The organism is Neisseria sp. P0020.S005, assembly GCF_051957055.1.
Classification (GTDB): Bacteria; Pseudomonadota; Gammaproteobacteria; order Burkholderiales; family Neisseriaceae; genus Neisseria; species Neisseria subflava_A.
In genome coordinates this window covers 1-23,142 of record NZ_JBQCWV010000010.1, presented here as the reverse complement: position 1 = coordinate 23,142, position 23,142 = coordinate 1, and the positions used below count along the sequence as shown (strand labels likewise).

At 45.1% G+C, this 23,142-nt stretch carries 16 protein-coding genes, 1 tRNA gene, 2 pseudogenes and 1 CRISPR repeat array; of the genes and pseudogenes, 17 read left to right on the top strand and 2 right to left on the bottom strand.

Features of this window, described 5'->3' with window-relative positions; all coding sequences use genetic code 11:
• The first annotated feature begins 315 nt into the window (after positions 1 to 315).
• Positions 316 to 1,839 carry a fumarate hydratase gene (locus tag ACTHTU_RS08675; RefSeq protein ID WP_440362317.1) on the top strand — a complete coding sequence of 508 codons (1,524 nt, stop codon included), beginning with the start codon at positions 316 to 318 and terminating at the stop codon, positions 1,837 to 1,839.
• 154 nt (positions 1,840 to 1,993) lie between these two features.
• Positions 1,994 to 2,070, top strand: a tRNA-Pro gene (locus ACTHTU_RS08670).
• A 152-nt stretch (positions 2,071 to 2,222) separates the two neighbouring features.
• Here the strand turns inward: ACTHTU_RS08670 and ACTHTU_RS08665 are convergent.
• Together ACTHTU_RS08665 and yciA are read right to left on the bottom strand one after the other, a co-directional pair.
• Positions 2,223 to 3,014, bottom strand: coding sequence for a formate/nitrite transporter family protein (locus ACTHTU_RS08665; RefSeq protein ID WP_440362316.1), 792 nt, complete (start codon positions 3,012 to 3,014; stop codon positions 2,223 to 2,225).
• Positions 3,015 to 3,260: 246 nt separating this feature from the next.
• Positions 3,261 to 3,695 (bottom strand): acyl-CoA thioester hydrolase YciA, encoded by a 435-nt coding sequence (gene yciA / locus ACTHTU_RS08660; protein WP_049332732.1) that lies wholly within the window; start codon positions 3,693 to 3,695, stop codon positions 3,261 to 3,263.
• 124 nt (positions 3,696 to 3,819) lie between these two features.
• Here yciA and pip point away from each other — a divergent pair, with 124 nt between their 5' ends.
• The 15 genes and pseudogenes from pip to ACTHTU_RS08585 all read left to right on the top strand — a co-directional run.
• Complete coding sequence (gene pip, locus ACTHTU_RS08655; protein ID WP_440362315.1) at positions 3,820 to 4,749, top strand: prolyl aminopeptidase; 930 nt, start codon at positions 3,820 to 3,822, stop codon at positions 4,747 to 4,749.
• Positions 4,750 to 4,871: 122 nt separating this feature from the next.
• A complete protein-coding gene (gene cas3, locus ACTHTU_RS08650; RefSeq protein ID WP_440362314.1) occupies positions 4,872 to 7,160 on the top strand; it encodes a CRISPR-associated helicase Cas3' in 2,289 nt (762 codons plus the stop codon).
• Between the two features lie 95 nt (positions 7,161 to 7,255).
• Positions 7,256 to 8,047 (top strand): Hachiman antiphage defense system protein HamA, encoded by a 792-nt coding sequence (locus ACTHTU_RS08645; protein WP_440362313.1) that lies wholly within the window; start codon positions 7,256 to 7,258, stop codon positions 8,045 to 8,047.
• Positions 8,022 to 11,186: a DEAD/DEAH box helicase gene (locus ACTHTU_RS08640; protein ID WP_440362312.1), complete on the top strand. Its 3,165-nt coding sequence runs from the start codon at positions 8,022 to 8,024 to the stop codon at positions 11,184 to 11,186. Before ACTHTU_RS08645 ends, ACTHTU_RS08640 begins: the two co-directional genes overlap by 26 nt.
• 86 nt (positions 11,187 to 11,272) lie before the next feature.
• Positions 11,273 to 11,947 (top strand): type I-C CRISPR-associated protein Cas5c, encoded by a 675-nt coding sequence (cas5c, locus tag ACTHTU_RS08635; RefSeq protein ID WP_440362311.1) that lies wholly within the window; start codon positions 11,273 to 11,275, stop codon positions 11,945 to 11,947.
• Positions 11,944 to 13,725: a type I-C CRISPR-associated protein Cas8c/Csd1 gene (gene cas8c, locus ACTHTU_RS08630; RefSeq protein WP_440362310.1), complete on the top strand. Its 1,782-nt coding sequence runs from the start codon at positions 11,944 to 11,946 to the stop codon at positions 13,723 to 13,725. Before cas5c ends, cas8c begins: the two co-directional genes overlap by 4 nt.
• Positions 13,726 to 13,736: 11 nt before the next feature.
• The gene (gene cas7c, locus ACTHTU_RS08625) at positions 13,737 to 14,609 is read left to right on the top strand and encodes a type I-C CRISPR-associated protein Cas7/Csd2 (RefSeq protein ID WP_440362309.1); all 873 of its coding nucleotides are present in this window, start codon (positions 13,737 to 13,739) and stop codon (positions 14,607 to 14,609) included.
• Positions 14,610 to 14,623: 14 nt separating this feature from the next.
• Positions 14,624 to 15,274, top strand: a complete 651-nt coding sequence (gene cas4 / locus ACTHTU_RS08620) for a CRISPR-associated protein Cas4 (RefSeq protein ID WP_440362308.1) — start codon at positions 14,624 to 14,626, stop codon at positions 15,272 to 15,274.
• Between the two features lie 46 nt (positions 15,275 to 15,320).
• Positions 15,321 to 16,301 (top strand): hypothetical protein, encoded by a 981-nt coding sequence (locus ACTHTU_RS08615; RefSeq protein WP_107768952.1) that lies wholly within the window; start codon positions 15,321 to 15,323, stop codon positions 16,299 to 16,301.
• A gap of 175 nt (positions 16,302 to 16,476) precedes the next feature.
• On the top strand, positions 16,477 to 17,490 hold the full coding sequence (gene cas1c / locus ACTHTU_RS08610; RefSeq protein ID WP_107768953.1) for a type I-C CRISPR-associated endonuclease Cas1c: 1,014 nt from the start codon (positions 16,477 to 16,479) through the stop codon (positions 17,488 to 17,490).
• A 74-nt stretch (positions 17,491 to 17,564) separates the two neighbouring features.
• A complete protein-coding gene (gene cas2, locus ACTHTU_RS08605) occupies positions 17,565 to 17,858 on the top strand; it encodes a CRISPR-associated endonuclease Cas2 (RefSeq protein WP_070460254.1) in 294 nt (97 codons plus the stop codon).
• Positions 17,859 to 18,047: 189 nt separating this feature from the next.
• Positions 18,048 to 20,386: a CRISPR direct-repeat array (repeat unit 32 nt; unit sequence CCAGCCGCCTTCGGGCTGCTGTGTGTTGAAAC).
• Between the two features lie 205 nt (positions 20,387 to 20,591).
• Positions 20,592 to 20,853, top strand: a pseudogene (locus ACTHTU_RS08600) (CRISPR-associated helicase/endonuclease Cas3); the annotation flags it as partial.
• 93 nt (positions 20,854 to 20,946) lie between these two features.
• On the top strand, positions 20,947 to 22,083 hold the full coding sequence (locus ACTHTU_RS08595; RefSeq protein ID WP_440362307.1) for an S-(hydroxymethyl)glutathione dehydrogenase/class III alcohol dehydrogenase: 1,137 nt from the start codon (positions 20,947 to 20,949) through the stop codon (positions 22,081 to 22,083).
• Between the two features lie 8 nt (positions 22,084 to 22,091).
• The gene (gene fghA / locus ACTHTU_RS08590; RefSeq protein ID WP_440362306.1) at positions 22,092 to 22,919 is read left to right on the top strand and encodes an S-formylglutathione hydrolase; all 828 of its coding nucleotides are present in this window, start codon (positions 22,092 to 22,094) and stop codon (positions 22,917 to 22,919) included.
• 138 nt (positions 22,920 to 23,057) lie between these two features.
• Positions 23,058 to 23,142 (top strand): annotated as a pseudogene (locus ACTHTU_RS08585) (IS1595 family transposase); the annotation flags it as partial.

Below are 23,142 nucleotides of genomic sequence, written 5' to 3'. Positions count from 1 at the left end.
TTAAATACAAGATACTAAATTTATTTCTCAGATACTTAAGGCAAATATTGTCAGACGGCCTCGCAATAAGATTATCATTTAAAAATAATGTAATTTTATTTCTGTGTAAGTGAATGGTCAGTGGATATAGATTATCAATAACCAAGTGATTTAATGCGATATTAAATTTCATTTAAATCAATAGGGTATGAAAATGATATTGTCTGGGTCATTCATTTGAAAGCACTATTACACTATTAAAGGCCGTCTGAAAAAATCGGTCTCTTAAGAAATAAACAAATCCTCCCTACCATGACTCCGAAAAGGAACACAATCATGACCGTCATCAAGCAAGAAGACTTTATCCAAAGTATTTTCGATGCTTTCCAATTCATCAGCTACTACCATCCTAAAGACTACATTCAAGCTTTGTATAAGGCTTATCAAAAAGAAGAAAACCCTGCGGCCAAAGATGCGATGGCGCAGATTTTGGTCAATAGCCGTATGTGTGCCGAAGGCCATCGTCCGATTTGTCAGGATACCGGTATTGCGACCGTATTCTTGAAAGTGGGCATGGATGTACAGTGGGATGCCGAGATGAGCGTACAGGAAATGGTTAACGAAGGCGTACGCCGTGCATACACCTATCCTGACAACAAACTGCGCGCCTCCGTATTGGCCGACCCGGCTGGTAAGCGTCAAAATACCAAAGACAACACCCCTGCCGTTGTACACATGGAAATCGTAAAAGGCGACAAAGTCGAAGTCACTTGCGCAGCCAAAGGCGGCGGTTCTGAAAACAAAACCAAAGTTGCCATGCTCAATCCTTCAGACAATATTGTTGATTGGGTATTGAAAACCGTTCCTCAAATGGGTGCAGGCTGGTGTCCTCCGGGCATCTTGGGTATCGGTATCGGCGGTACGCCTGAAAAAGCAGTGTTGATGGCCAAAGAAAGCCTGATGAGCCATATCGATATTCAGGAACTCAAAGAAAAAGTCGATTCCGGTGCAGAATTGTCTACAACCGAAGCCCTGCGCTTGGAACTCTACAAAAAAGTAAATGCCTTGGGCATCGGCGCACAAGGTTTGGGCGGTTTGAGCACCGTGCTGGATGTCAAAATCCTTGACTACCCAACCCACGCGGCTTCCAAACCGATTGCCATGATTCCAAACTGCGCGGCAACCCGCCACATCGAATTTGAATTGGACGGCTCAGGCCCGGCCAAACTGGAAGCCCCGTATTTGGAAGACTGGCCGGATCTGACTTATAGCCCTGACAACGGCAAACGTGTCGATGTCAACAATCTGACCAAAGAAGAAGTGGCTACATGGAAAACCGGCGACGTGTTGTTGTTGAACGGCAAAATCCTGACCGGCCGAGATGCCGCGCACAAACGTCTGGTTGACATGCTCAATAAAGGCGAAGAATTACCGGTAGATTTCACCAACAAACTGATTTACTACGTTGGCCCGGTTGATCCAGTCCGTGACGAAGTTGTTGGCCCGGCCGGTCCGACTACTTCCACCCGTATGGATAAATTCACCCGCCAAATGCTGGAACAAACCGGCCTCTTGGGTATGATCGGTAAATCCGAACGCGGCGCAGCAACTTGCCAAGCCATTGCCGATAACAAAGCTGTTTACCTGATGGCTGTTGGCGGCGCGGCATATTTGGTTGCCAAAGCCATTAAAGCATCTAAAGTATTGGCGTTCCCAGAATTGGGTATGGAAGCGATTTACGAATTTGAAGTCAAAGACATGCCTGTGACCGTTGCGGTGGATAGCAACGGCGAATCGGTTCACGCCATTGCGCCAAAACAATGGCAGGCCAAAATCGGTATTATTCCGGTTGAAGCTTGATATTTGACCGAATAATCAAAGGCCGTCTGAACGATTTCAGACGGCCTTTTTTTGTTTACAAATAATTCAAATATTTTCAAACGAGTAAATTTCCCTTTCTAAAAAGCACTTGTCAAAATCAGCGTTTGAAACTAGAATTCACAGCTTATCGAGTCGGAGTGTGGCGCAGTCTGGTAGCGCACTTGCATGGGGTGCAAGGGGTCGAAGGTTCGAATCCTTTCACTCCGACCAAAGAATTGGAAAGAGCCGTTTTGAAAACGGCTCTTTTTTCGTTTGGATGATTTATCTGAATAATGTGTCCGAATGGATTTTAAAACTGGATACTAATGCCGTCTGAAACAAAACCTGCTTAAAAAGCAGGTTTTGTTGTTTATAAAGCAGAACTATTCGGCACTATCTTTCAGCGTGTCTCTATAAGTATAAAGATAAGACGCGCCGACAAAGGATGCGCCACCGACGACATTGCCCAGGAATACGGGAATCATATTGAAGAAAAACTGTCCCCAAGTGATGTTTGCACCTGCCAAAATACCTGCGGGGATAACGAACATATTGGCGACAAGGTGTTGGAAGCCGTTTAATACGAAAATCATGACGGGGAACCAAATGGCCAGCATTCGTCCGGTTGTGTTTTTAGCGGCAAAGTGCAGCCATGCACCCATGCAGACCATCCAGTTACATGCGACTGCCGATACGAAAGCGCGGCCGAAATCCATATGGACTTTTGCTTCCGCTACGGCAATGGTTTTTTCTGCGACGCTGCCTTCAATCATACCGACATAGTATCCGAGGAAAAACGCCATTGCCAGCGTGCCCACCAAATTGCCCATGCAGACGATAACCCAGTTGCGCAGCAGCATTTTAGAGGAAATCCGTCCGGCCAACCTGCCTAAAGACATGATCATCATGTTGCTGGTTACCAGCTCGCCGCCGCCAAGCAGGATACAAATCAAGGCGATTGGGAATACGGCGGCACCGAGTAAAGTCGCAACGCCGCCCCATTCGTGCGGAATGCCGCTGACTACTTTTAAATAGGCAAGATAACCGAAGCCGATGTATCCGCCGGCCAAAATGCTCAAGATTGCCAGTGTGGGTATGCTGGATTGTGCTTTGGCGCAGCTTTTGTCGAGAACAACCTGTAAAATTTCCTGTGGGTATAAATCGCGCGAAGCCATGATGTTCCTTAAAGTGGGTTGAGGAGGAAACGCCGTTTCAAAAATGGCGCAAACTGTCGCGGTAGGGCAGTGTTATAGGAAGCCGGTGTACGGTCTTTGTTTTATCAATCAGCCTGAATTAAACCTAAAAAACAGATACTTCGCCTTGCTTTAGCTCAAAAGAAATATTATTACATTTTGCTTCTGTATTAAAAAAGGCCGTCTGAACGTTGAGGTTTCAGACGGCCTTGTTTTGAATTTTTAAACTTACAAATGTGCCAGCTTTGCATTGCCTTCGCGAGGAATAGGGCGCGGATTGCCTTGTGCATCGATGGCGACGTAAGTGAACACTGCTTCGGTGACCAGTTGGCGGTCTTCCGTTACCATGTCGTTCATCAAAGTCTTCACCCACACTTCGATTTTCAGTTGCAAAGAAGTATTGCCTACGCGGACGCAATGACCGTAGCAGCACACGACGTTGCCGACCTTTACCGGTCTGATGAAATTCATTTCTTGAACGGCCACGGTTACAATTCGTCCCTGTGCAATTTCTGCCGCCAAAATACCGCCGCCCAGATCCATTTGCGACATAATCCAGCCGCCGAAGATATCCTGATTAGGATTGGTATCGCGCGGCATGGCTACCGTACGTAATAAAAGTTGTCCTTCGGGTGCCGCATGTGTTTGTTTGTTGTCAGCCATAAATAATCCTGTCAAAAGAGTGCTATTTTACGCCATTTGTTGCGATAAACCTATGTAGGCCGTCTGAAAAATCAGCAGGCAAAGTGTTACAATCAACATATTCATCAGACAAAGGAGAAAGCTCATGCATTCGATTCAAGAACCAAGAAATAGCGGCCTTTTGCGCGTATCCAACATTCACGAAATCTACTGGGAAGAATCAGGCAATCCTGATGGTCATCCCGTGATTTTCCTGCATGGCGGCCCCGGAGCAGGGGCATCACCTGCCTGTCGAGGCTTTTTCAATCCAGAGCATTTCCGCATCGTCATTATCGATCAGCGCGGTTGCGGACGTTCCAAACCCTATGCTTGTGTTGAAGACAACACCACATGGGACTTGGTTGCCGATATTGAAAAAGTACGCGAAATGCTCGGCATTCAAAAATGGCTGGTTTTCGGAGGCTCATGGGGCAGCACCTTGTCGCTGACTTATGCCGAAACCCATCCCGATCGCGTCAGCGGATTAGTTTTGCGCGGTATTTTCCTATGCAGGCCGTCTGAAATGGCATGGTTGAACGAAGCAGGTGGCGTAAGCCAAATTTATCCGGCTCAATGGCAAAAATTCATTGCCCCCGTAGCCGAAAACAAACGCCAAGCCCTAATTAAAGCCTACCATGAAATGCTGTTCAGCGAAGATGAAGCCACGTGCCTCAAAGCGGCCAAATCATGGGCAGATTGGGAAAGCTACCTTATTCAGTTTGAACCTAAAGATGTAGATGAAGATCCGCAAGCCTCCCTTGCCATCGCGAGAATGGAAAACCATTACTTCGTGAACGAAGGCTGGTTGCAGGGTGATAAAGCCATCTTGGCAAATATCGGCAAAATCCGCCATATCCCAACCATCATCGTCCAAGGCCGCTACGACCTATGTACCCCGATGCAAAGCGCGTGGGAACTCTCGCAAGCCTTCCCAGAAGCAGAATTGAGAATCGTCCAAGCAGGCCACTCTTCTTTTGATCCTTCGCTTTCCGAGGCTTTAGTGGAAGCAGTGGAGGATATTAGAAGCAAGTTATAAAGGTTAATAAATGACAATGCCGTCTGAAAAAGTTTCAGACGGCATTTTTTCTATTTACATATTAAATTTAATATCATATTATCATTGCATGATATCAGTTTGAATCTTTTTAGAATTTCAATATGAAACCCCTAATTTACTATGCCCATTCCGCCCAAGATAAACTCGGTAATCTCTTACCTTACGAACATTGGCAAACCTTGCAAAGCCATTCGGTCAATGTTGGTGAAATGGCGGCGGAGTTTGCTCAGGTATTTGGTGCGCAGGAAATTGCCTGTCAGACGGGGCAGCTTCATGACTTAGGGAAATATTCGGAACCCTTTAATCACCGATTACATGGTGGCCCTTCAGTTGATCATGCTACTGCCGGCGCCAAAATTGCCGTCGAGCGTTGGGGAAATGCTATCGGCAAGCTGATGGCGTTTTGCATTGCGGGGCACCATGCGGGGCTTGCAAATGGTAATGGCGAAGGCGATAACCGCCGCACGTTAAAGCAGCGTTTGGCATTGCAATTTGGTGCAGATATTCCCACTCTCGATAATCTGTGGCAACAAGAAATCAAGCTCCCTCAAAACCTATCCGCCCCACCACTCAAAGCCGATGCGCATCATCCTTTTTTCTCCTACGCCTTCTTCACTCGAATGCTCTATTCCTGCTTGGTGGATGCCGATTATCTCGATACCGAAGCCTTTTATTCAAACCTAGAAAACGAAGCCGTCGAGCGCGGCGGTTATCCCGATTTAAACGCCTTACAACACAATTTCAATCAATTTATCAACACTTTCAGACGACGTATAACCCAAGCTTCAGAGCAAACCGAAGCTGAAAAACGCAATGCCGCTTTAAACCGCCTGCGCAGCGAGATTCTCGATCATGCCGTAGAACAAGCGGCACAACCGCAAGGGCTGTTCACGCTCACGGTACCTACCGGCGGAGGCAAAACTTTTACTTCTATGGCATTCGCATTGGAACACGCCAAGCGGCACGGTATGCGGCGCGTGATTTACGTCATCCCGTTCACCAGCATCATCGAACAAAATGCCGCCGAATTCCGCAAAGCCTTTGGCGAATTGGGCGAACAAGCTGTGTTGGAACACCACAGCACCTTCGACGACGGCAAACTGCAAAATGAGGCCACCAAAGACAAACTGCGCCTTGCCTCGGAAAACTGGGACGCGCCGATTGTCGTGACCACCGCCGTGCAATTCTTCGAATCCCTCTTTGCCGACCGCTCCTCGCGCTGCCGCAAACTGCACAACATCGCAGGTTCCGTCATCATCCTCGACGAAGCGCAAATGCTGCCGCTCAATCTTTTGCTGCCCATCATGCAAGCCATCAAAGAATTGGCGCAAAACTACCGCTGCAGCGTCGTCATGTGCACCGCCACCCAGCCAGCCGTGCAAGCCGAAAACGGCTTCTATCGCGGCTTTGAAAACGTGCGTGAAATAGCACCAAAACCGACCGCACTTTTCGACAAACTGCGCCGCACCACCGTGCAACACATCGGCACACAAACCGATGCCGACCTGCTCGCCAAACTTGGCGAACACCCGCAAATGCTCGTCATCGTCAATAACCGCCGCCACGCCCGCAGCCTGTACGACCAAGTCAAACACCTTGACGACACGTTCCACCTGACCACCTTAATGTGCGCCAAACACCGCAGTCAAAAACTTGATGAAATCCGAGGTCGTCTGAAAAACGGCGAACCCTGCCGGGTCATCGCCACCTCCTTAATTGAAGCAGGTGTGGATGTAGATTTTCCGCTGGTGATGCGCGCCGAAGCAGGCTTAGACAGCGTTGCCCAAGCCGCAGGACGCTGCAACCGCGAAGGCAAAAGGCCGTCTGAAAACAGCTTTGTCTGGATATTCGCGTCCGAAGAACAATGGAAAGCCCCGCCTGAACTTGCCACCCAAGCCGCCGTCATGCGCCTGACCGCCGACAGCTTTTCAGACGACCTCTTATCCCCCCAAGCTGTCGCCGCCTACTTCGCCGAGCTTTATCAATTAAAAGGCAGCGAACTGGACAATAAAAAAATTCTGAAAATGCACAGCAACGCCGGACAAAGCCTCGATTTCCCATTCCAAACCATCGCCGATAAGTTCCGCATGATTGAAAGCCACATGCAGCCTCTGATTATTCCGTTCGATGGTGAAGCCGAAAACCTCATCAGCAGCCTGCACCACGCCGACCACATCGGCGGACTCTTACGCAAACTGCAACCCTACATCGTCCAAATCCCCGAAAAAGCTCTCGCCGCTTTATATAAAGCAGGGCGTATCGAACCGATTAACGAGAAAAACTTCGGCAAACAGTTTTATACGCTGATCGGACTGGATTTGTATGATGAAGTGGCGGGGCTTTCTTGGGAGGGTACGGAGTTTTTGAAGGGGGAGAGTTTGGTGTTTTGATGTTACTTTCTTTGATTATGCGATAGTTTTAAAATTTACCTATAAGTTATTCATAATTATTTTGTGAGGAAATAATGTGTTTTTCATTTGAACATATGAAGTGGTTGGTCAAGAGTAACCAACAATTAAAAACATCAGATGGAAAATCTGTTGATATTTTTGAATTTCGTCATGTGAAGGATGAGCAAATACTTTCTGCATGGGCAAAATATTTTAGAAATCATTATTGTTTGGATTCACAAATTGATTCCCTGCGTTGTGGGACAGAATATTCTCGAGCAGAGTATCTTAATAAGATAAAGTTTCCAGATAAATCGATTGCCCCAGGTCCAAGTATAAGAGCAGGTGATTTTGCTGAGATTTTAGCAGCAGATTATCTTGAATATATCTTACAACATTGGGTTCCTAGAGTGAGATATTCGCATAAAACAGTTAGCAATGAGTCCACAAAAGGCTCTGATACTATTGGTTTTATGTTTTCTTCTGATGGAAATAATTCTAAAGATACTTTAACTATTATCGAATCAAAAGCTAAATATACTGGTAAACATGAAAATCGCTTACAGATAGCAATAGATCATTCTGATAAGGATATTTTACGCAAAGCGGAAACTTTGAATGCAATAAAACAAAGATTCCTTGACAAAGAAGATATTTATAATTCACAACGCATCGAACGTTTTCAAAATGAAGCTGATAATCCATATATTCAAAATTTTGTAGCAATAGCTCATTTAGATAATAGTAATTTTACAGAAGATGTAATTACCTCTGCCAATTCATCATTACATTCTCATGCGGATCAACTTTTTTTAATCGTCATAAAAGGTGATGAAATGATGAAATTAGTTCATGAATTATATGAAAGAGCTGCAAATGAAGCCTGAAAATAAATCCTATAATTTGCTCAATGTAACTCGAGCAAAAGCCAAAATGGTTGAATACCACGTACCTGAAAGTGATCATATCAAAATCCCTGAAGATCCAGCTAAGTTACTTACTATATCAATAGGTTTATTAGGAGATTTTGCAGCTTCTGTTAATCGTGGAGAATCAGGAGATGAATACCTTGTTGAGCTGAAAAAAAACTTACTCTTCTCTGCGCATTTTTTTGATGCATATCATCAATCTAAATTAGATGGAACTCTTGATCCTTATTTAATGCTTCTTGGATCAGCATCTTATTATTTGTGTGATTTACAAGGAGCCTCATCAGTTTTAATTAAAAAATTAAAACAAGAAATAGATTCTTCTGAAGTAGAAGGCTTATATTGCCCTAATTTAGAAGGTGCAGGATTGGAGTTTTTATTATTATGGATACTTGAATCAAAATTTGATCATTATTTTAAGAAGATTGATTCTGTATTTGGTCAATTTATAGAAGGGATATCCAAAGATTTTTGTAGCTTTTTTTCATCAGGGAATGACGAAAAACTAAAAAGTCAACTAAATGAATTAAGAAAATATATTTATTCAGTTGGATCACCAAGACAAATCCTTTTGGGAGACTTAATTTGCTCTATAGGGTATAAAAAGATTCAAAATTCCACATGGATGTGCTTGCCAAAATATAGCGGATTATCTAAGAGGGAATGGGTAAATACATTAAAAAAGAAAAATTTTATTAAAGAGTTTTGGCCTGCACAACATCTTCTTGGAAAAGCAGATATATTGAAGGGAAAATCAGCAATTGTTCAAATGCCAACCAGTGCAGGTAAAACAAAATCAACAGAGTTAATTATTAGAAGTGCTTTTTTATCTGGACGTGCAACTTTAGCTGTTATAGTTGCACCATTTAGAGCTTTATGTAATGAGATAAAAAATACTCTAGCCGATGCCTTCTATAATGAACCAATAAAAATAGATGAACTGTCAGATACATTACAGATTGATTTTAAATTTTCTGACCTACTTGGTCATCAGCAAATCTTAGTCTTAACGCCAGAAAAATTATTCTATATTCTAAAACATTCTGTTGATTTAGCTTCAAAAATAGATTTATTGATCCTTGATGAAGGGCATCAATTTGACAGTGGGACTCGAGGCGTTACCTATGAACTTCTTTTAACTTCACTGAATTTAAAGATTCCTCAAAAAGCTCAAAAAATCCTTATTTCTGCGGTAATAAGCAATGCTAAAGATATTGGAGAATGGCTAAATGGGGAATCTAACGTTGTTGATGGTGAAGCATTAATCCCCGCATTTAAATCCATTGCTTTTGCTAGTTGGTTAGATCAACAAGGGCGTATTGAATATGTTAATGCCACTGATATAGATCGAAATGAATTTTTTGTACCAAGAGTAATTGAAAAAATTGAACTAAATAAGAAAGGAAGAGAACGAAAAAAACGTTATTTCCCTGAGAAAGGAGATGGTCAGTCTATTGCTATTTATCTTGGTTTTAAACTGGTTTCAAATGGCAGTATTGCTATTTTTTGTGGTAGTAAGCCCACAGCTGTCAGTATTTGTGAAAAAGCTATAGATATCATTGAGCGAAATACCCATTTAAAGCAACCAAAAGAATACTCAAATTACCAAGAAGTTATACGCCTAAGAAATTTACATATTTTAAATCTTGGTAAAGATTCATCCGCTTCAATAAGTTCGCAGTATGGTATTTTTTCTCATCATGGGAATGTTCCACATGGAATCCGCCTCGCCGTAGAATATGCAATGCGTGAAAACCTTATTCGCTTTGTAGTTTGTACATCTACGTTGGCTCAAGGGGTAAATCTACCTATTCGCTATTTAATTGTAACTAGTATTTATCAAGCTGGTGATCGTATAAAAGTTCGTGACTTCCATAATCTTATTGGACGTGCAGGTCGTTCCGGCATGCATACAGAGGGAAGTATTTTATTTGTAGATCCAGAAGTTTATGAAAATAGAAAGAATTCTAGAGAGAAATGGCGCTGGGAACAGATAAAGGATCTTCTTAATCCGAATAATTCAGAGCCTTGTATCAGCAACCTATTATCAATATTTGAGCCTATCACAAGTGATGATGGCAAATTTTATATTGATATTAAAGCTTTAGATTTTGCCAAAGCTTATATTTATGGCTCTAATGATATTCATAATTGGGTAGATGAAATAGTACAAAAATATCATGATAAAAATTTTTCGCATAATGGTGTTACGCAACAAATATCTTGGAAAATTAATTTAATATGTTCACTTGAGAATTTTTTACTATCTTTTGAAAGTAATGAAGAAAAACTTACAGAATCCAATGCAATCGTTCTAGCTGAAGGCACATTGGCATTTTACTTAGCGGATGAAGAAAAGAAAGAACAGCTACGTTTATTATTTAAAATTTTAGCAGATAACATTATTACGAATATGAAAGACTCGGAAAGTCGAATAGTTTATGGAAAAACATTTTATGGAATTCATGATTCTCAAGTTATTTTAAAATGGTTGAGTGAGTATTCGGATAAACTTATAGCAGCGGAAAATAACAATGAAATCATAGAAGCTTTATGGGAAATAATGAAAAATTATATTCGTAATAAATCATTTAATAAATTTAATAAGCCAGATATCTTACTTGAAATGGTAAAAAAATGGGTTTCTGGATGTTCTTTTAGTGAAATTTATCAATTTTCTAAAGATAATGATTGTAAACTTGGTTATGGTGCTAGACCTAGGAAAATTAAAATTGAAAATATTGTTGATATTTTTGAGGGAGGGATTGCCTATGATGCATCTCTATTTGTTAGTACATTAGCTGAATTTACTAATTTACTTGAACGAAATGACAAAATTAAATTATTTAATATACTTCAGTTTTTTCAAAAGCATCTAAAATATGGTTTACCTACAAAGACTGCTATTACACTTTATGAAATGGGGTTTGCAGATCGTGTTATTGCACAAGACTTAGCATTATCTTTAGGATTAATTTCAATTGAAAAACAAAAGATAATAGAAGAGTTAAAGAAAAATAAAGAAAAGTCCCAAGAAGTAATGGCTAAATATCCAAGTTACTTCCAAAATGAAATGCTAAGAATATTAGACAATTAGAAACTTAGTTTAAAAGTGCAGTCATTTTCGCTAACGTTTTCAAAACGTCGTCTGAAACCGCACTTCCCAACCAAAAGGAGAACCGAATGAACCAAATCCGCCTACATGTTTGGGGCGATTATGCCTGTTTCACCCGTCCGGAGATGAAGGTGGAGCGGGTGTCTTATGATGTCATCACGCCGTCGGCGGCGCGCGGGATTTTGGCGGCGGTGCATTGGAAGCCGGCGATTCGGTGGGTGATTGACCGGATTTATGTGTTAAAGCCGATTCAGTTTGAGTCGGTGCGGCGCAATGAGTTGGGCGGCAAGATTTCGGCGGGCAAGGTCAGTGGTGCGATGAAGCGCAAGAGCGTTGCCGATTTATATACACTGATTGAAGACGACCGCCAACAGCGCGCGGCGACGGTGCTTAAAGACGTGGCGTATGTAATTGAAGCCCATGCGGTGCTGACGGCAAAAGCAGGTGCGGATGAGACCGTTACCAAGCATATCGAGATGTTCAAACGCCGTGCGAAAAAGGGGCAATGCTTTCTGCAGCCTTGTTTGGGCGTGCGTGAGTTTCCTGCCGATTTTGTGTTGATTGACGAGGGCGAGCCGCTGCCGCCGTCGGCGTTATTGGAAAGCGAGGCAAACCGTGATTTAGGCTGGATGCTGCACGATATTGATTTTGATCACGGCAACACGCCACATTTTTTCCGCGCACAAATGAAAGACGGCTTGATTGATGTACCGCCGTTTTACGCCGAGGAGGTGAAAGCATGATTCTTGCGTCCCTTGCCCGCTATTACCGCCGTTTGGCAGCAAAAACCGATGAAATGGGCAACCCGAAAGTGCCACCTTATGGCTTTAGTGAGGAGAAAATCGGCTGGATTTTGGTGTTGGATAAAGAAGGTCGTCTGAAAACCGTTGTGCCGAATCTGACTACCGATAAAAAGCCCCAGCCGAAACTGATAAGTGTGCCGCGCCCTGAAAAACGCACGTCGGGTATCAAACCGAATTTCTTGTGGGATAAAACCGCCTACGCGCTTGGCGTGGAAGCTAATAAAAACAAAGCCGAAGCGAAAGAAAAACCGTTTACGTCGTCTGAAAAAACCTTTGATGCCTTTAAGCAATACCATCTTGATTTACTGCAAAACAGCGAAGATGAAGGCTTACAAGCCTTATGCCGTTTTCTGCAAAACTGGCTACCTGAAAATTTCGCTGCCGAAAATCTGCCTGCCGAAATGCTCGATGCCAATATTGCATTTTCTTTTGAAAAACCGACCGCTTGTATTCATAAACGAGAAGCCGCACAGGCTATATGGGCTAACTGCCTGAAAAGTGATGAGGCTGAAGAAGGCCTATGCTTGATTAGCGGTAACACAGCTCCGATTGCGCGGCTGCATCCGGCGATTAAAGGCGTGTTTGGCGGGCAAAGCTCCGGCGGTTCGATTATTTCGTTCAACAAAGAAGCCTTTGCCTCGTTTGGTAAAGAGCAAGGCGCAAATGCACCCGTCTCCGAACAATCCGCGTTTGCCTACACCACCGCGCTGAACTATCTCTTACGCCGCGAAAATAATCACTGTCTGACTATCGGCGACGCCAGCACGGTCTTTTGGGCGGAAGCGGATGATAGCGCAACGGCGCAGGCTGCCGAGGGCTTCTTCGCGCACGTATTCACGCCGCCGGATGATGAACAAGAAAGTGCCAAAGTTTTCAACGTATTGAAACAAATAAGTAACAAAGGCCGTCCGCTGCAAGAAATTGCACCCGAACTCTCTCCCAATACCCGTTTTTATATCTTAGGGCTTGCCCCTAATGCTGCGCGGATTTCTGTTCGGTTTTGGCTGGATACCACGTTTGGGCAGTTGGCAGAAAATTTGGCGCAGCATTGGCGAGATTTAGCCCTTGAGCCTTGCGCATGGAAAACGCCGCCGTCTATTTGGCGACTCTTATTGCAAACTGCCGTATTGGGCAAAAGCGAAAATATCTCGCCTGTGCTGGCAGGTGAAATGACCCGCGCCGTGATTTGTGGTACGCCGTACCCCTTGAGCTTACTGTCGCAACTGATTACCCGAATCCGCGCCGACGGCGATGTGAACGGCTTGCGCGTGGCAATGATGAAAGCCGTATTAGAGCGGCGTTTTAGAAAAGGTTTTATCGAAGAAGGAGTTCCTATGAGTTTGAACAATGAAAGCCCGAATCGCGCCTATCTTTTAGGGCGGTTGTTTGCCGTGTTGGAGCGCATTCAATATCAGGCGTTGGGCGAATTAAACGCCAGTATTGCCGACCGCTATTACGGCTCTGCATCTGCCGTGCCGTTTTCGGTTTTTCCGCGCCTTTTGTCGGGTGCAAAACACCATTTGTCGCGCTTGCGTAAAGATAAAGCCGGCATGGCGGTGAATTTGGATAAAGATTTGGGCGAAATCATTGCCAAACTGCCCGAAACCTTTCCGCGCCATTTGAGCATTGACGAGCAAGGCCGCTTTGCCATCGGCTATTACCATCAAAAACAAAGCTATTTTGCTAAAAAAGAAACCGCTGAAACTATTGAAAACTAAGGAGCCAGAAAATGTCTGCCATTCAAAACCGCTATGAATTTGTTTACTTTTTTGATGTAACCAACGGCAACCCCAACGGTGATCCCGATGCGGGCAATATGCCGCGCCTCGATCCCGAATCCAGCAAAGGCTTGGTCACTGACGTCTGCTTAAAACGCAAAATCCGTAATTTTGTGGAAATCAGCAGCGAAAATGAAGCCGGTTACGAAATCTACGTCAAAGAAAAAAGCGTGTTAAACCTGCAAAACAAACGCGCTTATGAGGCTTTAGGGATTGAACCAAATACTAAAGAAAAAAAACTGCCAAAAGACGAAGCCAAAGCCCGTGACATTACCGCTTGGATGTGTAAAAACTTCTTTGATATCCGCACTTTCGGCGCGGTGATGACCACCGAAGTCAACAGCGGACAAGTGCGCGGTCCGGTGCAACTGGCATTTGCCCAATCCATCGACCCGATTGTGCTGCTGGAAGTTTCTATCACCCGCATGGCGGTAACCAACGAAAAAGACTTGGAAAAAGAACGCACTATGGGGCGAAAATACATCGTCCCTTATGCGCTCTACCGCGTGCACGGCTTTATCTCCGCCAACCTTGCCGCCAAAACCGGTTTTTCAGACGACGACTTAGCCAAACTCTGGCAAGCCCTGACGCTGATGTTTGAACACGACCGCTCCGCAGCCCGTGGCGAAATGGCGGCGCGCAAACTGATCGTTTTCAAACACGACAGCGCACTCGGCAGCCAGCCTGCACATAAATTGTTTGATGCCGTGAAAGTTGAACGCGTAAACGGCGAATCAGGTACGCCCGCAAGCAGTTTTGGCGATTACAAAATCAGCGTGGTTTCAGACGGCCTGAATAGCGTGAGTGTAGAAGAATATTTGTAAAAATGTCTGAAAAGATGACCGCTTGTATTGCAGAAGCAGAAAAGGAGAATCAGGACACGCGCCTGATTCCCCTTTCCGCCCTGCAACACTACGCCTTCTGCCCGCGCCAATGCGCCTTGATTCACAACGAGCAGGCGTGGGCAGAGAACTATTTGACCGCGCAGGGAAGAGCGCTGCATGAGCGGGTGGATTCGGGCGAGCCAGAAACGCGCAAGGGCGTGCGTTTTGAGCGGACGGTGCATGTGTCGGCGGAGAAACTGGGCATCAGCGGCGTGTTGGATTTGGTGGAAGTGGACACGAAAACAGGCCGTCTGAAACCTGTGGAATACAAACGCGGCAAGCCTAAACCCGACCCGATGGACGAAATCCAGCTTTGCGCCCAAGGCTTGTGCTTGGAAGAAATGACGGGACAAACCGTCTCTGAAGGCGCGCTGTGGTATATGCAAACCCGCCACCGTGTTTCCGTCGTATTTTCAGACGACCTGCGCGCCCAAACACTCGCCACCATCGCTGCCGTGCGCGAACTCCTAAACAGCGGCCAAACCCCGCCACCCAACTACGGCAAACGCTGCAAAGCCTGCTCACTGGTGGAGATTTGCCAGCCGGAGTTGCTGGGGAAACGGGATAGGAGTGTGGGGTATGTGGAGGGGTTGTTTGGGGAGTGATGCTTAATTAGGAATTTTTACAGAATAGAATAAAGGATAATTAATTATGGTTAATAAAAATATGATAAAGAGTAAAAAAGTATTTCGGTTTGAAGATGGTGAGATAAATTTTAAAGCTGAGAAATTTTTATTTAAATTGGAAGTTGATAATACTATTTCCGTAGCGAATCATATACAATTTCATCCAGTTAGATCTTATAAACACAGTTTAAAACAAGTGCTTAGACCCATAGAGGGAGTAGCTGATTTGTTCATTGGTTGCATAGAAGAAAAATTTAATAATTACGATGATGAAATGAATGAGGCATTAATTGAGCTTGTTGAGAATATGTTACACAATATAATATCCCATGTTGATACATGTAAAAACATTATAAAACAATTAAGTGGCGAAATGAAAAGTAATGATATTCAAAATGAGTTTTTAAATAGTATAGAATCATATAGATCTTTTTTTGCAAAGCAAATTAATTTAGTTAAGCATAATAGTCGATTCATTAGGATAATAAGAGGACGTGATGAAAAAGAGGAAGGAAATTTTGTTATTGGGTATTATATAGAAGGAAAGCATGAGTTAGTGGATTCTGAAAACTCAACCAAAGGTGCTGTAGGGCCGGATCCTAACGTACATGAATTATATATGGGTAGAACAACTGCGTTTTCTTTAAATAAACATCTGAGGTTAATTATATGGTTTTTGCTTTTTATATCACAAAACTTATATGATTCAATAAAAAAGATTGAGTCACTAAAAACCATTCGTTGTTCTAAAAAAAATAATAATTTTATAAATATTTATCCATTAGTGAAAAAAATTATGAAAATACCTCAGTGCTATTTTCCAGATGAAGTAAATATTAGTAAGTTTGATGCTCCATATATAAATAAAGTTAAAAATAACATAAATATAGGGAATGTTATTTCTGAATATAGTTTAGATTTAATTACTCTACCATCATTTAAGATAACTTATTCAATTAGTCTAGATAATGAACATATATTTTTAATTCCTTATCTAATGAAATAAGTATTCAGCTGCATGCTGACTATTTGTGTATGGCAATTGTTTGATATTTAGATTATTTAAAATCATTACTGCAATTTTGAAAATGTCGGATTCAAGAGTCTGACCTACCATTTTTCAGGTGGATCAACCCTGTTAAATACCCAAAAAAGTGCGGTTAAACCCTAAGGAGTCCCCCATGCGCAAACTACAAAACACGCTCTACATCACCACCCAAGGCAGTTATCTGCATAAGGAGCGGGAGACGCTGGTGGTGGAGCAGGATCGTAAGAAAGTAGCGCAGTTGCCGGTGCATTCCATCGGGCATATTTTCTGTTTTGGGAATGTGCTGGTGTCGCCTTTTCTGCTGGGGTTTTGCGGTGAAAATAATGTGAATTTGGCGTTTTTTACCGAAAACGGACGTTTCTTGGGGCGGCTTCAGGGGCGGCAGAGCGGCAATGTGCTGCTGCGTCGGGCGCAGTATCGGGTGTCGGAGCAAAATCCTGTGCCGATTGCACGCAATATCATTGCGGCGAAGATTCAGGCGAGTAAACGGGTGCTTCAGCGGCAGATTCGCAATTACGGCGAGAATGCGGCGATTCAAAGTGCAGTCGATGCTTTGAACATTTCGCTGCGGCAGTTGAAGGGCGCGGCGGAGCTGGACGTGGTGCGTGGTATTGAGGGCGATGCGGCGGCGCGTTATTTCGGCGTGTTCGGGCAGCTTTTGAGCGAAAAAAGCGGCTTTTCTTTTGACGGGCGTAACCGCCGTCCACCCAGAGACGGGGTGAATGCGCTGTTGTCGTTTGTGTACAGTCTGTTGGGCAAGGACATCAGCGGCGCGCTGCAAGGCGTGGGGCTAGACCCGCAGGTGGGCTTTCTACACGCCGACCGACCGGGGCGCGACAGTTTGGCGCAGGATATTTTGGAAGAATTCCGCGCGTGGTGGGCGGACAGGTTGGTGTTGTCACTGATTAATCGCGGGCAAATAAAACCACAGGATTTTGTTGCCGAGGCAAGCGGCGCGGTAAGCTTAAAAGCAGAGGCGCGTAAGCTGTTGTTCCAAGCTTTGCAGGCGAAAAAGCAGGAGAAAATCGTTCATCCGTTTTTGGGCGAGGAAGTGGAAATCGGGCTGCTGCCGTATATTCAGGCGATGCTGTTGGCGCGGCACTTGCGAGGAGATTTGGCGGAATATCCGCCGTTTTTGATGAGATAGGTTTGCAGGCCGTCTGAAAACGGATCGGATATTTTCAGACGGCCTTTAAAGCAGCCTGTATATGGGAATACAAAATGCTAATGCTGATTACTTACGATATTTCGTTGGAAGACGCGGACGGACAGGCAAGGCTACGGCGCGTGGCGAAATTGTGTTTGGACTACGGCGTGCGCGTGCAGTATTCGGTGTTCGAATGCGACATCGCGCCCGACCAGTGGGTTGTTTTAAAAGACAAACTCTTGAAAATCTACAACCCTGAAACCGACAGTCTGCGTTTTTACCATTTAGGCAGCAAATGGAGGCGGAAAGTAGAACACCACGGCGCAAGACCGGCAGTAGATGTGTTTAAGGATACGTTGATTGTGTGAATCGCCAACCTGCGGTTCTCATGAAAATGCGGCAGGGTTGGCGAACTGGGATTGTTCTTTAACAATCAGGATATTGCGAATACGGACGCAACGGAAAAGGCTGTGTTATACTCGCATTTCTGCTTTTCTTGGGAGCTTAGCGAAATTGGTGCTGTGAAACCTGATGGAGCAAGGCTTTTGAGAGAGGCCCCAGCCGCCTTCGGGCTGCTGTGTGTTGAAACTCAAGATAGCCCGTTCTTCTGTGTCAATGTTGTTCCGCCAGCCGCCTTCGGGCTGCTGTGTGTTGAAACTTAAGAAAACTGATGTTGTTCTTATTCATGTATCCCAGCCGCCTTCGGGCTGCTGTGTGTTGAAACTCCATAAAACATATTTCAGTCGTAATAAGTAAAACCAGCCGCCTTCGGGCTGCTGTGTGTTGAAACTTTGTTATTTGGGTGTACCCCAACGCCATAGCCCCCAGCCGCCTTCGGGCTGCTGTGTGTTGAAACGCTGCATCAATACCTGATTTTGCGGCTTCAGGCACCAGCCGCCTTCGGGCTGCTGTGTGTTGAAACTGAATCCCAGACAGCCAATGAGCATTTCAAATAGCCAGCCGCCTTCGGGCTGCTGTGTGTTGAAACATAACTTATTTGTACCGGCCTGCCCCAAATGTTGAACCAGCCGCCTTCGGGCTGCTGTGTGTTGAAACTATTTGATGACGCTGTTGAACTTCTAAATACTTTTCCAGCCGCCTTCGGGCTGCTGTGTGTTGAAACTTCTTCATTTGGATTTGAGTAGAATCAGCACCATACCCAGCCGCCTTCGGGCTGCTGTGTGTTGAAACTGAACCTAAACGATTAGCTGATGATATGCACTGGCCAGCCGCCTTCGGGCTGCTGTGTGTTGAAACTTTATCATCGTCATCGTCATTTGACTGTTGATTACCCAGCCGCCTTCGGGCTGCTGTGTGTTGAAACTGAAAGAAGATTGAAATGAACTATGTGAATGAAAGCCAGCCGCCTTCGGGCTGCTGTGTGTTGAAACCCTGTAAACAAATAAATCATAACGCTACCTTGGCATCCAGCCGCCTTCGGGCTGCTGTGTGTTGAAACTTCTTTAAAGAGTTGTTTCATCACACTACCTTTACCAGCCGCCTTCGGGCTGCTGTGTGTTGAAACACTCGCATTGCGATTTGTTGCTCCTATCTGGGGCGCCAGCCGCCTTCGGGCTGCTGTGTGTTGAAACAGCAGTTTCCAAACAGGATGCTCCGTAGCAGTCCCAGCCGCCTTCGGGCTGCTGTGTGTTGAAACGTATCATTTGATTGCACAAACTTATTTCTTCTTATCCAGCCGCCTTCGGGCTGCTGTGTGTTGAAACGGTAACAATCGGTGCGGGCTTTGAAATCTTACAACCAGCCGCCTTCGGGCTGCTGTGTGTTGAAACGTGCGGCAATGTAATGCTGCCAGCTTGCAATTTTGCCAGCCGCCTTCGGGCTGCTGTGTGTTGAAACAAGAAAATATGATTCAAACCGCAATGAAAGCCGCTCCCAGCCGCCTTCGGGCTGCTGTGTGTTGAAACCAGCCCTGCGACACCCCGACCACAGCATCTTCCCCAGCCGCCTTCGGGCTGCTGTGTGTTGAAACCGTCTCTCGCTTAACTACCGCCCTCTCACGCGCTTCCAGCCGCCTTCGGGCTGCTGTGTGTTGAAACCTCCGATTGCGTTGGGCGCATTGGAACAGTTGCACCAGCCGCCTTCGGGCTGCTGTGTGTTGAAACCCGATGGGTGCGGCATCGGCTACGGCTTACCCTACCAGCCGCCTTCGGGCTGCTGTGTGTTGAAACCAGCGCAGTCAAGCGGCGTTTCAGGTCGCTGTCCCAGCCGCCTTCGGGCTGCTGTGTGTTGAAACCTAGAACAGGGTTTATAGCACTGCAATATATCCCCCCCAGCCGCCTTCGGGCGGCTGTGTGTTGAAACTTTAGAAATCGGGAATTTCGGCTCAATCGGCATGCCCAGCCGCCTTCGGGCGGCTGTGTGTTGAAACAGCAATATGCGTAAATCCTTATGGCCGCTGATTCCAGCCGCCTTCGGGCGGCTGTGTGTTGAAACCTCAATATTTTGTTCTTGCTGTTGTTTTTCAGCTTCAGCCACCTTCAGGCGGCTGAGTGTTGAAACTTTTAATTGTTGCAGCAAATTAACCAGCTTATAGAGTCAGCCGCCTTCAGGCGGCTGTGTGTTGAAACTTCGCGCATCAGGCGCGTGCCGATGCGCGTGAACCCAGCCACCTTCGGGCGGCTGTGTGTTAAAACAACCAGCGCGACGTTGCCAAATTCGGCGGCTGTGTGTTGAAACCGCAAGGGCGATATGATCGTGATTTCCAACCGTCCAGCCACCTTCAGGTGGCTGTGTGTTGAAACCGCCCATGATGCTAAAGCAACCTTGGAAAAGCTTGACAGCCACCTTCGGGTCGCTGTGTGTTAAAACTCTAGCAGCTACAAACTTTATGCCGACCTATCCCGTCAGCAGCCTTCGGGAGGCTGTGTGTTCAAATATCGTCCAAGCAGGCCGCTCTTCTTTTGATCCTTCGCTTTCCGAGGCTTTAGTGAAAGCGGTGGGGGATATTAGAAGCAAGTTATAAAGGTTAATCAATAATAATGCCGTCTGAAAAAGTTTCAGACGGCATTTTTTCTATTTACATATTAAATTTAATATCATATTATCATTCTGTATCAATTTGAATTTTTTAGAATTTCAATATGAAACCCCTAATTTACTACGCCCATTCCGCGCAAGACAAACTCGGTAATCTCTTACCTTACGACCACAGGCAAACCTTGCAAAGCCATTCTGTGAATGTTGGCGAAATGGCGGCGGAGTTTGCGCGAGTATTTCGGTGCGCAGGAACAGGCCTGCCAGACGGGAAAGTTGCATGACTTAGGGAAATATTCGGAAGCCTTTAATCAACGATTGCATGGCGGCCCATCAGTTGATCATGCTACCGTTGTAGTCAAAATTGCAAAAATGCTTGCTTTAGAGTGGAGGTCAAAGTATAACCTGTTGTTATCTCACTTAGGCTAGATAACTTTATTAATGAATTAAAAGGCAAAAATAATGGAAAATAAACAAACCAATTCAACCATCAAATCTCGTGCTGCGGTAGCATTCGCTCCAAATCAACCCTTACAAATTGTAGAAATCGACGTAGAAATGCCGCGTAAAGGCGAGGTGTTAATCCGTAATACCCATACTGGCGTGTGCCATACTGATGCGTTTACATTATCAGGAAGCGATCCAGAAGGCGTATTCCCTGTGGTGCTTGGGCATGAAGGTGCGGGTGTGGTCGTTGCTGTGGGCGAAGGTGTGTCAAGCGTAAAACCGGGTGATCATGTCATTCCTCTTTACACCGCTGAATGTGGCGAATGTGAATTTTGCTGTTCAGGTAAAACTAACTTGTGTGTCTCAGTGCGTGATACACAAGGTAAAGGTTTAATGCCGGACGGCACGACGCGTTTTTCTTATCAAGGTCAGCCGATTTATCACTATATGGGCTGTTCGACTTTCAGTGAATACTCAGTTGTTGCCGAAGTTTCACTGGCAAAAATCAACCCGGAAGCCAACCATGAACATGTATGTTTGCTCGGCTGCGGCGTTACTACGGGTATTGGTGCGGTACATAACACGGCAAAAGTGCAAGAAGGCGACTCTGTGGCCGTGTTTGGCTTGGGGGCGATTGGTTTGGCTGTGGTGCAAGGTGCGCGTCAAGCCAAAGCCGGTCGTATTATTGCCATTGATACTAATCCTGCAAAATTCGAGTTGGCAAAACAGTTCGGTGCAACGGATTGTTTGAACCCGAACGATTACGATAAACCGATCAAAGATGTGTTGTTAGACATCAATAAATGGGGCATTGACCATACCTTTGAATGTATCGGCAACGTAAACGTAATGCGTCAGGCATTAGAAAGTGCACACCGTGGTTGGGGTCAATCCATTATCATCGGCGTAGCGGGTGCAGGACAAGAAATTTCAACTCGCCCGTTCCAGTTGGTCACAGGTCGTGTTTGGAAAGGCACGGCGTTTGGTGGTGTGAAAGGTCGCTCTGAACTGCCGAAAATGGTGGAAGATTCAATGAAAGGCGACATTCAGTTAGAACCGTTTGTAACCCACACAATGACACTGGATCAAATCAATGAAGCCTTTGAGTTAATGCACGAAGGTAAATCGATCCGCGCAGTTATTCATTACTAAGGTACGCGATGAAACTGATTGAACAACATCAAATTTTTGGTGGTTCGCAACAAGTTTGGGCACACCATGCCCAAACGCTGCAATGCGAAATGAAATTTGCCGTCTATTTGCCGGATAATCAGGAGAATCGACCGCTTGGTGTGATTTATTGGCTTTCCGGCTTAACGTGTACGGAACAAAATTTCATTACCAAATCAGGTTTTCAACGTTATGCGGCGGAACATCAAGTGATTGTGGTTGCCCCCGATACCAGCCCTCGCGGAGAGCAAGTGCCGAACGATGCTGCTTACGATTTGGGGCAGGGTGCGGGCTTTTATCTGAATGCGACCGAGCAGCCTTGGGCGACGAATTATCAAATGTATGATTATATTTTGAATGAGTTGCCTGGCCTGATTGAGGAAAAATTTCCTACCAACGGCAAACGTTCCATTATGGGACATTCAATGGGCGGACATGGCGCATTGGTATTGGCACTGCGAAACCGAGAACGTTATCAAAGTGTTTCTGCCTTTTCGCCTATTTTGTCGCCAAGCCTTGTGCCTTGGGGAGAAAAAGCCTTTTCTGCCTATTTAGGAAAAGATCGCGAAAAATGGCAGCAATATGATGCCAACGCGCTCATTCAACAAGGTTGTAAAGTGCAAGGTATGCGCATTGATCAGGGCTTGGAAGATGAGTTTTTGCCGACACAATTGCGTACCGAAGATTTTATCGAAACCTGTCGTGCGGCAAATCAACCGGCCGATGTGCGCTTCCACAAAGGCTACGATCATAGCTATTACTTCATCGCCAGTTTTATTGGTGAGCATATTGCCTATCATGCGGCATTTTTGAAGTAAGTCGAAGAAGTGATTGGTGAATCGACCAAATGTTGGTATGAACGTTAATTTTTTATGTTAACGAAAATAAAAAGGCATCAGATTGATGCCTTTTATTTTGGGGCTGACGTAGATTAGCAGTTATGCTAGGCTACGAAAATGCAGATAACCAATTGTAAATTAAGCAAGAGAGTTCAAAAGAAACTACTTGAATTTTTTGTACTCCAAGTTACCGCCCGTTCCG